General features: G+C 72.2%; 13 protein-coding genes. 5 read left to right on the forward strand and 8 right to left on the reverse strand.

Annotated features, from left to right (window positions below; all coding sequences use genetic code 11):
* Nucleotides 1–61 precede the first annotated feature (61 nt).
* Nucleotides 62–682: a DUF4396 domain-containing protein gene (locus ACIA6C_RS01505; RefSeq protein ID WP_399272131.1), complete on the forward strand. Its 621-nt coding sequence runs from the start codon at nucleotides 62–64 to the stop codon at nucleotides 680–682.
* Nucleotides 683–715: 33 nt separating this feature from the next.
* Here ACIA6C_RS01505 and ACIA6C_RS01510 read toward each other — a convergent pair whose 3' ends face one another.
* Nucleotides 716–1,348: a sulfite oxidase-like oxidoreductase gene (locus ACIA6C_RS01510; protein WP_361135723.1), complete on the reverse strand. Its 633-nt coding sequence runs from the start codon at nucleotides 1,346–1,348 to the stop codon at nucleotides 716–718.
* Between the two features lie 170 nt (nucleotides 1,349–1,518).
* On the opposite strand from ACIA6C_RS01510, the gene bfr reads away from it, so the two are divergent.
* Nucleotides 1,519–1,998, forward strand: a complete 480-nt coding sequence (gene bfr, locus ACIA6C_RS01515; RefSeq protein ID WP_361135720.1) for a bacterioferritin — start codon at nucleotides 1,519–1,521, stop codon at nucleotides 1,996–1,998.
* Between the two features lie 26 nt (nucleotides 1,999–2,024).
* On the opposite strand, the gene ACIA6C_RS01520 is transcribed toward bfr, so the two are convergent.
* Nucleotides 2,025–2,318: a bacterioferritin-associated ferredoxin gene (locus ACIA6C_RS01520; RefSeq protein WP_399274420.1), complete on the reverse strand. Its 294-nt coding sequence runs from the start codon at nucleotides 2,316–2,318 to the stop codon at nucleotides 2,025–2,027.
* A gap of 173 nt (nucleotides 2,319–2,491) precedes the next feature.
* The gene (locus tag ACIA6C_RS01525; RefSeq protein WP_361135715.1) at nucleotides 2,492–3,847 is read right to left on the reverse strand and encodes a class II 3-deoxy-7-phosphoheptulonate synthase; all 1,356 of its coding nucleotides are present in this window, start codon (nucleotides 3,845–3,847) and stop codon (nucleotides 2,492–2,494) included.
* A gap of 291 nt (nucleotides 3,848–4,138) precedes the next feature.
* Here ACIA6C_RS01525 and ACIA6C_RS01530 point away from each other — a divergent pair, with 291 nt between their 5' ends.
* Complete coding sequence (locus ACIA6C_RS01530) at nucleotides 4,139–6,022, forward strand: anthranilate synthase family protein (protein ID WP_399272134.1); 1,884 nt, start codon at nucleotides 4,139–4,141, stop codon at nucleotides 6,020–6,022.
* Between the two features lie 89 nt (nucleotides 6,023–6,111).
* Here the strand turns inward: ACIA6C_RS01530 and ACIA6C_RS01535 are convergent, their stop codons facing one another.
* The 4 genes from ACIA6C_RS01535 to ACIA6C_RS01550 form a co-directional block, all read right to left on the reverse strand.
* On the reverse strand, nucleotides 6,112–7,140 hold the full coding sequence (locus ACIA6C_RS01535; RefSeq protein ID WP_399272136.1) for a 6-phosphofructokinase: 1,029 nt from the start codon (nucleotides 7,138–7,140) through the stop codon (nucleotides 6,112–6,114).
* 174 nt (nucleotides 7,141–7,314) lie between these two features.
* Nucleotides 7,315–7,959: a response regulator transcription factor gene (locus ACIA6C_RS01540; protein ID WP_366083312.1), complete on the reverse strand. Its 645-nt coding sequence runs from the start codon at nucleotides 7,957–7,959 to the stop codon at nucleotides 7,315–7,317.
* 23 nt (nucleotides 7,960–7,982) lie between these two features.
* A complete protein-coding gene (gene macS / locus ACIA6C_RS01545) occupies nucleotides 7,983–9,194 on the reverse strand; it encodes a MacS family sensor histidine kinase (RefSeq protein WP_366083311.1) in 1,212 nt (403 codons plus the stop codon).
* Nucleotides 9,195–9,243: 49 nt separating this feature from the next.
* Nucleotides 9,244–9,942: a lysophospholipid acyltransferase family protein gene (locus ACIA6C_RS01550; RefSeq protein WP_329202132.1), complete on the reverse strand. Its 699-nt coding sequence runs from the start codon at nucleotides 9,940–9,942 to the stop codon at nucleotides 9,244–9,246.
* 171 nt (nucleotides 9,943–10,113) lie between these two features.
* On the opposite strand from ACIA6C_RS01550, the gene ACIA6C_RS01555 reads away from it, so the two are divergent.
* Nucleotides 10,114–10,893: an alpha/beta fold hydrolase gene (locus ACIA6C_RS01555; RefSeq protein ID WP_361135704.1), complete on the forward strand. Its 780-nt coding sequence runs from the start codon at nucleotides 10,114–10,116 to the stop codon at nucleotides 10,891–10,893.
* On the forward strand, nucleotides 10,832–11,431 hold the full coding sequence (locus tag ACIA6C_RS01560) for a hypothetical protein (protein ID WP_399272138.1): 600 nt from the start codon (nucleotides 10,832–10,834) through the stop codon (nucleotides 11,429–11,431). Before ACIA6C_RS01555 ends, ACIA6C_RS01560 begins: the two co-directional genes overlap by 62 nt.
* A gap of 422 nt (nucleotides 11,432–11,853) precedes the next feature.
* Here the strand turns inward: ACIA6C_RS01560 and ACIA6C_RS01565 are convergent, their stop codons facing one another.
* Entirely contained in the window at nucleotides 11,854–12,627 is a 774-nt protein-coding gene (locus tag ACIA6C_RS01565; protein WP_399272140.1) for an endonuclease/exonuclease/phosphatase family protein, read from the reverse strand.
* Nucleotides 12,628–12,667: the final 40 nt, after the last annotated feature.

Here is a 12,667-nt window from a genome sequence, read left to right on the forward strand (position 1 = left end):
CTGGGGGGTATACGGTTCTGCTATCCGCAGGACCGCGATCCGACGTTGCCAGGGGGCTGCGATGAACCACTCACACCACGGGCATGCCGACCACGAGGCACACACGGGCCACGAGGCGCACGCCGGCCACGAGCACCACGGCGACGCCGAGCAGCGCGAGCACCGCAGCGGCCACGAGCACCGCGAGCACGGCGAGCACCACAGCAGCCACAACGGTCACGGCAGCCACGGTGGCCACAACGGCCCCGTCACCTGGGCCATGGCCGCCAAGGCCACCCTCCACTGCCTCACCGGCTGCGCCATCGGCGAGGTACTCGGCATGATCATCGGCACCGCGCTCGGCTGGGGCAACCTGGCCACGATGATCGCGGCCATCGTCCTCGCGTTCTTCTTCGGCTACGCGCTCACCCTGCGCGGCATCCTCGGCGCGGGAGTGGACCTCCGTACGGCCGTCCGGGTGGCGCTGGCCGCCGACACCCTCTCCATCGCCGTCATGGAGCTGATCGACAACGGCGTGATCGCCGTGTGGCCGGGCGCGATGGACGCCCACCTCTCGGAGGCGCTGTTCTGGGCGGCGCTCGCGCTCTCCCTCGCGCTCGCCTTCGTGGTCACCACCCCGGTCAACAAGTGGATGATCGGCCGCGGCAAGGGCCACGCGGTCGTCCACCAGTACCACCACTGAGCGGGCCCCGGCAGAACGGCAGGGCGGCTGGGCCTATATCTCGGGCCCGTCGCCCGGCTCCTCCTGATAGGAGTAGCGCTGCTCGCGCCAGGGGTCGCCGATGTTGTGGTACCCCCGCTCCTCCCAGAAGCCCCGCCGGTCGGCGGTCATGTACTCCACGCCCCGGACCCACTTGGGCCCCTTCCAGGCGTACAGGTGCGGCACCACGAGCCGCAGCGGGAAACCGTGCTCGGCGGTCAGGAGTTCGCCACCCTGGTGGGTGGCGAAGACGGTCCGCTCGGAGGCGAAATCAGCCAGTCGCATGTTCGAGCTGAACCCGTACTCGGCCCACACCATCACATGCGTGACCTGCGGCGCCGGCGGGGCCAGTTCCAGGACGGTACGCGCGAGCACCCCGCCCCATTCGGCCCCCGGCATGCTGAACTTCGTCACGCAGTGCAGGTCCGCCACGACCGATTCGAACGGCAGGGCCGTGAACTCCTCGTGGTTCCAGCAGTGCTTGTCCCCGTCCGCCGTGGCCCCGAAGACGCGGAACTCCCAGCGGTCGGGCTTGAACTTGGGCACCGGCCCGTAGTGGGTGACCGGCCAGCCCCGCTGCAACCGCTGCCCCGGAGGGAGCTCGGACTGCTCTGCTCCCGGAAATTCCCGGCCCACCGGCTGACCCATGCCTCCATGGTGACAGACGCCGTGGGGTGGTCATGACCGCCCCCGGCCGATTCCGACAAGTCACGGCAACTCCGACTAAGGAGGCACTTACTGGACGGCCCTGGGTGACGGTGGAAGGATGCGCGCACTGCCCAGTCACAAGCTGACACTGCCTGGAAGGAGCCGTCTCGATGCAGGGCGACCCCGAGGTCCTTGAGTTCCTCAACGAGCAGCTGACCGGTGAGCTCACGGCCATCAACCAGTACTGGCTGCACTACCGCATCCAGGACAACAAGGGCTGGACGAAGCTCGCCCACTACACCCGTGCCGAGTCCATCGACGAGATGAAGCACGCGGACAAGATCACCGAGCGCATCCTCATGCTCGACGGGCTGCCCAACTACCAGCGCCTCTTCCACGTGCGCGTCGGCCAGACCCTGACGGAGATGTTCCAGGCGGACCGGCAGGTCGAGGTCGAGGCGATCGACCGCCTTCGGCGCGGCATCGAGGTCATGCGCGGCAAGGGCGACGTCACCTCCGCGCGCCTCTTCGAGGAGATCCTGGCCGACGAGGAACACCACATCGACTACCTCGACACACAGCTGGAGCTCATCGAGAGCATCGGCGAGCCGCTGTACATCGCGCAGCAGATCGAGCAGCCGGAGGGCTGAGACCCGCGCGGAAGCCGTCCGGGCCGTCAGGCCACGTCGGCGAGCACCGGCCCGGCGGTGAGCGCGGGCTCCGCGGTGAGTACGGGCTCCGCGGCGAGTACGGGCTCCGCGGCGAGGACGGCCGCCGCCCGGCCCGTGTCGAGCAGCTCGCGCCGCGGGCACGCGCCGCGGCCGAGGAGGCCCTGGATGGTGCGGACGCAGGAGCCGCAGTCGGTGCCGGCCTTGGTGGCCGAGGCGATCTGCCGGGGGGTGCAGGCCCCGGCCTCGGCGTGTTCCTTGACCTGCTTGTCGGTGATCCCGAAGCACGAGCAGACGTACACGCGGTTCACCTCCCGGAGTGGACTGGGTCGGACAGCCACTCCTATTCGGTGAGGCTTACCTAACCGTACCTAAGGTGAGGGTGCCCTAAAAGACCCGGATGCGACAGTGGGGCGCGGATCACATCGATCCGCGCCCCACCGTCACGGGCCACTCACGGCCCGCTCACGAGCCCTTACTGGTCGCGGTACATCTCCGCGACGAGGAACGCCAGGTCCAGGGACTGGCTGCGGTTGAGCCGCGGGTCGCAGGCCGTCTCGTAGCGCTGGTGCAGGTCGTCGACGAAGATCTCGTCGCCGCCGCCCACGCACTCGGTGACGTCGTCACCGGTGAGCTCGACGTGGATGCCGCCCGGGTGGGTGCCCAGGCCCTTGTGGACCTCGAAGAAGCCCTTGACCTCGTCGAGCACGTCGTCGAAACGGCGCGTCTTGTGGCCGGAGGCCGCCTCGAAGGTGTTGCCGTGCATCGGGTCGGTGACCCAGGCGACCGTCGCGCCCGAGGCCGTGACCTTCTCGACCAGCGCGGGGAGCTTGTCGCGGACCTTGTCGGCGCCCATGCGGACGACGAAGGTCAGCCGGCCCGGCTCGCGCTCGGGGTCCAGGCGGTCGATGTACGTCAGCGCCTCGTCCACGGTGGTGGTCGGGCCGAGCTTGATGCCGATCGGGTTGGCGATCTGCGAGCAGAACTCGATGTGCGCGTGGTCCAGCTGGCGGGTGCGCTCACCGATCCAGACCATGTGGCCGGAGGTGTCGTACAGCTTGCCGGTCCGCGAGTCGGTGCGGGTCAGCGCACCCTCGTAGTCCAGGAGCAGCGCCTCGTGGGAGGCGTAGAACTCCACCGCCTTGAACTCGGCCGGGTCGGTGCCGCAGGCCTTCATGAAGTTCAGCGCGTTGTCGATCTCCCGCGCGAGCTGCTCGTAGCGCTGCCCGGACGGGGAGTTCCGCACGAAGTCCTGGTTCCAGGCGTGCACCTGGCGCAGGTCGGCGTAACCACCGGTGGTGAAGGCGCGCACCAGGTTCAGCGTCGACGCGGACGCGTGGTACATCCGCTTGAGCCGCTCGGGGTCCGGGATCCGGGCCTCTTCGGTGAAGGCGAAGCCGTTGACGGAGTCGCCGCGGTAGGTCGGCAGGGTGACGCCGTCGCGGGTCTCGGTGTCCTTGGAGCGCGGCTTGGAGTACTGGCCGGCGATGCGGCCGACCTTGACGACGGGCACGGAGGCCGCGTACGTCAGGACGGCGCTCATCTGGAGCAGCGTCTTGAGCTTGGCGCGGATGTGGTCGGCGGATACGGCGTCGAAGGCCTCGGCACAGTCGCCGCCCTGGAGCAGGAACGCCTCGCCCTTGGCGACGGCTCCCAGACGGGCGCGCAGCTGGTCGCACTCGCCCGCGAAAACGAGGGGCGGATACGACTCGAGGTCCGCGACGACAGCGCGCAGTGCCTCGGCATCGGGGTACGAAGGCTGCTGCGCCGCGGGAAGGTCTCGCCAGGCCGCCTTGGCGGCGTGGGCGTGGGTTTCAGCGTTCACGGTCACCTCGTACACATTACGTCGTCACGGGGAACGTCCAGCCCGATGCCCACTCCGTGAGACGAGTGTCTGCGGATGGGGGCGGCGCCGTGCGGAGGCTTCGCCTCCGGAGGGGCGTGGGTTAGGGTCGGCGGCATGTACGCGCACTCGAACCAGAACTGGTGGTGGCCCGCTCCCGGCGGCCCACTCCTCGCGCGTACCTGAACGCAACGAGCGACACGAAGGCCGCCCCGAGGGGCGGCCTTCGGCGTTTTCGGACGCGGGGGGCGCCCCTCACTCCGGAAGGACGCCCACCCCATGACCGAGGACCTCAGCCGCCTGCTGGACGAGTCCTGCCCACCGTTCGCCCTGCTGCGCCGCCGCACGCCCGGCCGTGACCACGACACCGTCGAGGTGCTGATCGGCCCGGTCCACGAGGCCGAGCGCCTCGCCGACCTGCCCGTACGGGAGCTGCCGACCCTCGCACTGGTGCCGTTCCGGCAGATCCGCGAGCGCGGGTTCGACGTGCGCGACGACGGGACCCCGCTGAGCGTGCTGGCCGCCGAGGAGGCCTACGAGGTCCCGCTCGCCCAGGCGCTGGACGCGCTGCCCGACCACACGGTGCGGGTCGCGGGCGGCGGCTTCGACGTCCCCGACGAGGAGTACGCCGCCACGGTGGAGCGGGTGATCCGGGACGAGATCGGGCGCGGCGAGGGCGCGAACTTCGTCATCCGGCGCACCTACGGGGGGCGGATCGACGGATTCGGGCGCGCGGACGCCCTCGCCCTGTTCCGGCGGCTGCTGCTGGGCGAGCGGGGCGCGTACTGGACGTACGTGGTGCACACCGGGGAGCGCACGCTGGTCGGCGCCAGCCCGGAGGTGCACGTACGGATGTCCGGCGGGACCGTGGTGATGAACCCGATCAGCGGGACGTACCGCTACCCGGCCGGGGGGCCCACGGCCGAGTCCCTCCTCGCGTTCCTCGGCGACCGCAAGGAGACCGAGGAGCTGTCGATGGTGGTCGACGAGGAACTCAAGATGATGTGCACGGTCGGCGACATGGGCGGTGTCGTGGTCGGGCCCCGGCTCAAGGAGATGGCGCACCTCGCGCACACCGAGTACGAGCTGCGAGGGCGCTCCTCGCTGGACGTTCGGGAGGTGCTGCGGGAGACGATGTTCGCGGCGACGGTGACCGGCTCGCCCGTGCAGAACGCCTGCCGGGTGATCGAGCGGTACGAGAGCGGCGGCCGCGGCTACTACGCGGGCGCCCTCGCGCTGCTGGGCCGAGACGGCGCCGGGGCGCAGACCCTGGACTCCCCCATCCTGATCCGCACCGCCGACATCGCGCCGGACGGGACCCTGCGCGTGCCCGTCGGGGCGACGCTGGTGCGGCACTCCGACCCGGCGGGCGAGGTGGCCGAGACCCACGCCAAGGCGGCGGGCGTGCTGGCGGCCCTCGGGGTCCGCCCGGCCGCGCCCGGGCCGGCGCCCGCGACGGCCGGACTCGGCGCCGACCCCCGCGTGCAGGCGGCCCTCGCCGCCCGGCGCGAGGACCTGGCCCCGTTCTGGCTGCGGATGCAGGAGCGGCCCGCGGGGGGCTCCGGCCACGCGTTGGTCGTGGACGGGGAGGACACGTTCACGGCGATGCTGGCCCACGTCCTGCGGGTGACCGGGCTGGAGGTGACCGTACGCCGCTTCGACGACCCGGGGCTGCGGGCGGCGGCCCTGGCCTGGGCGGGCCCGGTCGTACTGGGTCCCGGCCCCGGTAACCCGGCGGACGCCGCCGACCCCAAGATGCGGATGCTGCGCGCCCTGGCGTCGGACCTGCTGGCCGGCCACCGGGGCGGCCTGCTCGGCGTCTGCCTGGGCCATGAGCTGCTGGCCGCCGAGCTGGGGCTGCCGCTGGTGCGCAAGGCGGAGCCGGCCCAAGGGGCGCAGACGCGGATCGACCTGTTCGGGGTGCCTGAGGTGGTCGGGTTCTACAACACGTACACCGCGCGGTGCTCGGCAGCCGACGCGGCGCGGCTCTCGGGCCGCGGGATCGAAGTGGCCCGGGACCCCGCGAGCGGTGAGGTGCACGCCCTGCGCTCGGCGTCGGGCTTCGCGGGGGTCCAGTTCCACCCGGAGTCGGTCCTGACCCTGCGGGGCGCGCACCTGCTGGCCGGCCTCCTGTCGTCCGTCCGCGCCGGCGCCCCGGCGTAGGGCCCGTCGGGGGCGGGGAGGCCGGGCGCAGGGCCCGTCGGGGGCGGGGGCCGGCCCCCCGCCCCCCGACCGGGCGCCGTCGCGGCGCGTCAGCCGAAGAAGACGCCCGCCTCCTCGTACAGCGCCGGGTCCACCGTCTTGAGCTTCGAGGTGGCCTCGATGATCGGGACCCGGACGATGTCGGTGCCCTTGAGGGCGACCATCTTGCCGAAGTCGCCGTCGCGCACCGCGTCGATGGCGTGCAGCCCGAAGCGGGTGGCGAGCCAGCGGTCGAAGGCGCTGGGCGTGCCGCCGCGCTGGATGTGGCCGAGCACCGTCGTACGGGCCTCCTTTCCGGTCCGCGCCTCGATCTCCTTGGCCAGCCACTCGCCGACGCCCGAAAGCCGGACGTGTCCGAAGGAGTCCTTCGTGGCGTCCTTGAGGACCATCTCCCCGTCCTTGGGCATGGCGCCCTCCGCGACGACCACGATCGGCGCGTAGCTCGACTTGAAGCGGGAGGTCACCCAGGCGCAGACCTTGTCCATGTCGAAGCGCTGCTCGGGGATGAGGATGACGTTGGCCCCGCCCGCCAGGCCCGAGTGCAGGGCGATCCAGCCGGCGTGGCGCCCCATCACCTCGACGACCAGGACCCGCATGTGGGATTCGGCCGTGGTGTGCAGCCGGTCGATGGCCTCGGTGGCGATGCCGACGGCGGTGTCGAAGCCGAAGGTGTAGTCGGTGGCCGACAGGTCGTTGTCGATGGTCTTCGGCACCCCGACGCAGGGGACGCCGTACTCCTCGAACAGCCGCGCCGCCACGCCCAGGGTGTCCTCGCCGCCGATCGCGACGAGGGCTTCGACCTCGTACTTGGCGAGGTTCTCCTTGATCCGGCGGACCCCGTCCTCCTGCTTGAACGGGTTGGTGCGCGAGGAACCGAGGATGGTCCCGCCGCGCGGCAGGATGCCGCGTACCGCGGCGATGTCGAGCGGGACGGTGTCCCCTTCGACCGGCCCGCGCCAGCCGTCCTTGAACCCGGTGAACCGGTAACCGTATTCCTGGACGCCCTTGCGCACGACGCCCCGGATGACCGCGTTGAGCCCCGGGCAGTCGCCGCCGCCCGTCAGCACTCCGACCTTCATGGAATTTCCCTTCGCCACAGGGCCCGCTGGGGGCGCGGGGCCCGCATGACGGCCACGCTAGTGGTGACTCAGGTCACAACCAGGGGCTCGGACGCGTCAATTCCGGTGGAATCACGGGGCGTTGCGTACGCCCGTTCACTCGTACGAGGACGTAAGTACGACGTACGACCGCCGTTACGCGTCGTCCAGACCGCGCTCTATGGCGTACCGGACGAGCTCGACCCTGTTGTGCAACTGGAGCTTGCCCAGGGTGTTCTGGACGTGGTTCTGCACCGTGCGGTGCGAGATGACCAGCCGCTCCGCGATCTGCTTGTACGACAGCCCCTTGGCCACGAGCCGCAGCACCTCGGTCTCCCGCTCGGTGAGCTGCGGGGCCTTCGGCCCTTCGGCGGCGGCCGGCGCCGGGTCGGTGGCCAGGCGCCGGTACTCGCCGAGGACCAGGCCCGCGAGGCCCGGGGTGAAGACCGGGTCGCCGGCCGCGGTGCGGCGGACCGCGTCGATCAGCTCCTGGGCGCCGGCCGACTTCAACAGGTATCCCGTCGCACCCGACTTGACGGCCTCCAGGACGTCGGCGTGCTCGCCGCTGGCGGACAGGACGAGGACGCGCAGCGCCGGGTCGGCGCCGACCAGCTCCTTGCAGACCTGCACCCCCGGCATGCCCGGCAGGTTGAGGTCGAGGACCAGCACGTGGGGGGCGGCGGGCACGGCCCGGCGGACGGCCTCGTGGCCGTCCCCGGCGGTGGCGACGACGTCGAAGCCGGCGGCGGCCAGGTCGCGGGCGACCGCGTCGCGCCACATCGGATGGTCGTCGACGACCATCACCTTGATCTCGTTCGGCTCGGTCACTGGGTCCTCCCCCTCGGTACTTTCAGTTCCACTTCGGTGCCCTGTCCGGGGACGGACACCAGCTCGGCGGTGCCGCCGAGGTCCCGCAGCCGGCCCCGGATCGACAGCGCCACTCCCATCCGGCCCTCACCCTCCGCCTGGTCGAGCCGGCCGGCCGGGATGCCGGGGCCGTCGTCGCGAACGGTGACGATCACCTCGTCGCCCCAGTCCTCGACCAGGATCCAGGCCCGGGCCCCCTCCCCCGCGTGCTTGCGCACGTTGTCGAGGGCGGCCCCGACGGCCGCCGCCAGCTCGCGGGCGGCGGGCGCGGGCAGCGGCACCGGACCGCCCGGCTCGGCGAAGCTCACCCGGGACCCGGCGTGCGGGGCGAGCAGGGTCCGCAGGTCCAGCTCGCCCTCGTCGGCGCCCGGCTCCTCGACCTCGTAGGCGTCCACGAGCGCGCCCAGCGACTGGTCCCGGGAGATCCGGGAGGCGGGCACGAGCCCGCTGGAGACCAGGGTGCGCAGCGCCACCTCCTGCTCTCCGGCCATCCTGCCGAGTTCGGCCGCCTCGCCGCCGAGTTCGGTGCCGCGCCGCTGCACCATCGCGAGTACCTGGAGGACCCCGTCGTGGATGTCGCGGGCCAGGCGCTCGCGCTCGCGGGTCGCGGCCTCGATCTCCAGCGCCCGGGCGAGGGTGGCCTCGCTGGCGCGGGCGACCTCGACCACGTAGCCGATGGCGATGGAGGCGACCCAGACCAGCAGTACGTTGTGCAGGGTGTCGCGGGTCGGGTCGCCGCCGTGGATGACGATGTTGGCGACGGCCACGGCCGTGGAGGCGAGACCGGCCCAGCGCCAGCCGCCCTTGAGGGCGAAGGCGAGGACCGAACCGGCCGTCCAGATGCTGGGGAGCGTGGGACCTCCGGCCGCGATCCGCGCATGGGTGTCGGCGAGCGGGGTGAGCAGGATGCCGGCGAGCGCGACGGTGAGGTCGGCGCCGAGGAACCGTTTGGTGCAGCGGGTGGCGCTCGCAACGCTGCGGTAGGTGACCGGCGTCCAGACGGCGAGCACGGCGAGGTAGCCCACCGCGACCGCCGGCCGCGGGAACTCCTTGTACGCGGAGGCGAACAGCAGCACCGCGTAGACCATGGTGAGGAGCCGGTAGACCGTCAGGGCGCGCCACAGCGGCTGCTCGACCGACATGCGCACGACGCGCTCGCGTTTCGCCATCTCCCCCACCACCCCCCGCGCGGGCGGGCGCCGGGGCCCCCGCCCGTTCCTACTCCTTGACCGCCTTGGCGGCCTTCTCCGCGTCGGCGATCTGCCGCTTGGCGGCCGTCGCGTAGATGTCCACGTACTCCTGGCCGGAAAGCTTCATGATCTCGTACATGACCTCGTCGGTCACCGAGCGGAGGATGAAGCGGTCACTCTCCATGCCGCGGTAGCGGCTGAAATCGAGCGGCTTGCCGATCCGGATGCCCGGGCGCATCAGCTTGGGCACCACCTTGCCGGGCGGCTGGATCTTCTCGGTGTCGATCATCGCCACGGGGATCACCGGGGCGCCCGTCGCGAGCGCGACCCGGGCCAGCCCGCCGGGCTTGCCGCGGTAGAGGCGGCCGTCGGGTGAACGCGTTCCCTCGGGGTAGATACCGAACAGCTCTCCGCGCTCGATGACCTCGATGCCGCTCTTGATGGCGGCCTCGCCGGCCCCGCGCGCGCCGGAACGGTCCACCGGGAGCTGGCCGACGCCCTTGAAGAAGGCGGCCGTCAGCTTGCCCTTGACCCCGGGGGAAGTGAAGTACTCCGCCTTCGCGATGAAGGTCACCTTCCGGTCCAGCACGGCCGGCAGGAAGAAGGAGTCGGAGAAGGAAAGGTGGTTGCTCGCGAGGATCGCCGGCCCCTCCGCGGGGATGTTTTCGAGGCCCTCCACCCACGGCCTGAAAGCAAGCTTCAGTGAACCGCCGATGGAGAACTTCATTGCGCCGTAGATCAACTCGAAAGCCTTCCTGTGTCTGTCGAACAGACCTTAACCCCTGGCCGCCGCAGCAGCGGCCCGACGACCCTGGTCGGTGTCACCGCGGTCGCGTACGGTGAAGTCACACAGCGCTACGTACCCCTCGTACCCCCCGCCCCTACAAAGGAGTCCCTGGTGCCCGTCCTCCTTGGAGCAGAGCCGTTCCGCCACGAGGGCGGCCCGGTCGGCGTGCTTCTCTGCCACGGCTTCACCGGTTCCCCGCAGTCGCTCCGCCCCTGGGCCGAGTACCTGGCCGAGCGGGGGCTGACGGTATCGCTGCCGCTGCTGCCCGGGCACGGGACGCGGTGGCAGGACATGCAGCTCACGGGCTGGCAGGACTGGTACGCCGAGGTCGACCGCGCGCTGCGGGAGCTGTCGGACCGGTGCGAGCAGGTGTTCGTGTTCGGGCTGTCGATGGGCGGGGCGCTGAGCCTGCGGCTGGCGGCGAAGCACGGGGAGTCGATCAGCGGGCTCGTGCTGGTCAACCCCGCCAACAAGGTGCACGACCCGCTGGCCTTCGCCCTGCCGGTGGCGCAGCACTTCATCCGCTCGACGCCCGGCATCGCGAGCGACATCGCCAAGCCGGGGTCGGTGGAGGTCGGGTACGACCGGGTGCCGACGCGGGCCGCGCACTCGCTGCGCCGCTTCTTCCGGCTGGTCGATGCCGAACTGCCGCAGGTGACCCAGCCGGTGCTGCTGCTGCACAGCCCGCAGGACCACGTCGTACCGCCGGTGGACTCGGCGCGGATCCTGTCCCGCATCTCGTCCACGGACGTGACGGAGACCTTGCTGGAACAGAGCTACCACGTCGCGACGTTGGACCATGACGCGGAGCGGATCTTCGCGGACAGCTATGCGTTCGTGGGGCGGCTCGCGAAGAGCGTCGGCAGGGAGGGGGCGGCCAGCGGTGGCTGAGCACGAGGAGTCGTCCGGGGGCGTGCCCCCGTTGGACGAGGAGGCGGCGTGGGCGGCGATCGTCGCCGGGTACGGGCAGGAACCGCCGGACCCGCCGGGATCCAGACCGTACCGGCCCGTCGAGAACCTGATGCTGCCCGAGGAGGACGTCCAGCCGGAGCGGGAGCCCGAGCCGGAGCCGGAGCCGGACAAGCCCCTGGGCGGCTCGGTGGTCTTCGCCCCGGGCGTGACCCTGTCCCCGCCCCCGGGCCCCCGCGACCACACCCCGGCGGAGCCGGAGGACGGCGACGGCGAGGGCCACTTCATCCCGCCGGAACCCGAACTCCCGCCGGCCGACACCACGGCCAAGTTCGCCTGGCTGGCGGTGGTGGGCGGCCCGGTCCTGCTGCTGCTCGCGGTGCTGCTGCAGTGGGAGATGACCTGGTGGCTGACCACCCTCGGCATCGGCGGCTTCCTCGGCGGCTTCGCCACCCTGGTGGCCCGCATGGCCCACGACGACGACGAGCCCGACGACCCGGGCCGCGGCGCGGTGGTCTGACCCCTCGCCGCCCCGGCGCCTCGACGGCTTCCCGCCGCTGCGGCCAATGCCCCCCGGGGCAGCATGGCGCAGGCGCCGGCACACCTCGACCCCGCCGGCGTCCGAGGCGCGGTACGGGGCGGCCCCGGGGGGACTCTTGCGCAGCAGGACCGCACGATCCAGCCCAGCCGACGATCACGGCACCAGCCCGGCCCCAACTCGGCGCAGCCGAGGCCGCTTGCGCAGCCATTGCGCACGCAATCAGCCTCGCCGCCGAGGGAGGCGCGGAATGTGGGGCGAGCCCCATGGAGCCCGGCGCAGCCGGGGGCGCTGGCGCAGCGGCGCCGCGCACAGGCCCGCTGCGAGGCCCCCGGCGGACGGAGTTCGCCGCAGCGGTGCGAAGCCGTCGAGGCGCCCTGGCGCCGAGACGTGCGAGCGGCGCGTCAAAGAGGAGTCGGGCGCAGGCGCAGGGCCGCCAGGACCGGGAGGTGGTCGGTGGCCGCCTGGAGGTCGGCGCGGGTGACGCCCGGGAGCGGCAGCGGGACGCCGCAGCCCAGGACCTCCACGCCCGGCGACGCGAACACCGCGTCGATGCGGCGCGGCTCCCCCGAGCGGGAGAACGTGTGCTCCCCGCCCCACGGCGCCACCGCCCAGCCGTCCTGCATCTGCGACGCCAGCCGCCGGAAGGCGGCCCCGTCCGGGGTCTCGTTCACATCGCCCGCCGCGATCGCGTACGGGGTGTCCAGCGACCGCACCCGCTCCAGCAGCATCTCCGCCTGCGCCGCCCGCTCCCGCGCGTCCAGCGACAGGTGCGCGCTGACCACCCCCACCCGCACCGCCGTCCCGAACCGTACGACCGCCGTCGCGAACCCCCGCCGGTGCAGCCCCGGCGTCAGCGGGAGGAGCACGTCCTCGGTGCGCTCCACGAAGGCCCGCAGCGAGCAGAGCAGGAGCGGACCGGCGGCGCTCCCGCCCCCGCTCAGCACCACCAGGTCACACTTGGCGGCCAGTCGCGCCGCATGCTTGCGCCACCGGAAGAACAGCGGCGCCTCCTGCACGAACACCAGGTCCGGCTCGCACGCCCGGATCACCCGGACCAGCGCTTCCTCGTCGTCGCGCAGCGAGCGCACGTTGTAGCTGAGCACCCGGATCACGGCGCAGCCGTCGGGCTCCGTACGGGACTTCGGCAGCGAGGCCGACAGCGAAGGCAGCTCCATGCCGCCCCACCCTACGCAGGTGCCCGCCGCTCCCCCAGGG

The organism is Streptomyces sp. NPDC051578 (assembly GCF_044454045.1).
Taxonomy (GTDB): domain Bacteria; phylum Actinomycetota; class Actinomycetes; order Streptomycetales; family Streptomycetaceae; genus Streptomyces.

Bases quoted from the DNA above. Each gene is read 5' to 3' on its own strand.
- ACIA6C_RS01560 (WP_399272138.1), top strand. From the start codon at position 10,832: ATGCGTTCGTGGGGCGGCTCGCGAAGAGCGTCGGCAGGGAGGGGGCGG.
- ACIA6C_RS01505 (WP_399272131.1), top strand. From the start codon at position 62: ATGAACCACTCACACCACGGGCATGCCGACCACGAGGCACACACGGGC.
- ACIA6C_RS01510 (WP_361135723.1), bottom strand. From the start codon at position 1,348: ATGGGTCAGCCGGTGGGCCGGGAATTTCCGGGAGCAGAGCAGTCCGAG.
- macS (WP_366083311.1), bottom strand. From the start codon at position 9,194: ATGGCGAAACGCGAGCGCGTCGTGCGCATGTCGGTCGAGCAGCCGCTG.
- ACIA6C_RS01540 (WP_366083312.1), bottom strand. From the start codon at position 7,959: ATGGTCGTCGACGACCATCCGATGTGGCGCGACGCGGTCGCCCGCGAC.
- ACIA6C_RS01530 (WP_399272134.1), top strand. From the start codon at position 4,139: ATGACCGAGGACCTCAGCCGCCTGCTGGACGAGTCCTGCCCACCGTTC.
- ACIA6C_RS01565 (WP_399272140.1), bottom strand. From the start codon at position 12,627: ATGGAGCTGCCTTCGCTGTCGGCCTCGCTGCCGAAGTCCCGTACGGAG.
- bfr (WP_361135720.1), top strand. From the start codon at position 1,519: ATGCAGGGCGACCCCGAGGTCCTTGAGTTCCTCAACGAGCAGCTGACC.
- ACIA6C_RS01535 (WP_399272136.1), bottom strand. From the start codon at position 7,140: ATGAAGGTCGGAGTGCTGACGGGCGGCGGCGACTGCCCGGGGCTCAAC.
- ACIA6C_RS01550 (WP_329202132.1), bottom strand. From the start codon at position 9,942: ATGAAGTTCTCCATCGGCGGTTCACTGAAGCTTGCTTTCAGGCCGTGG.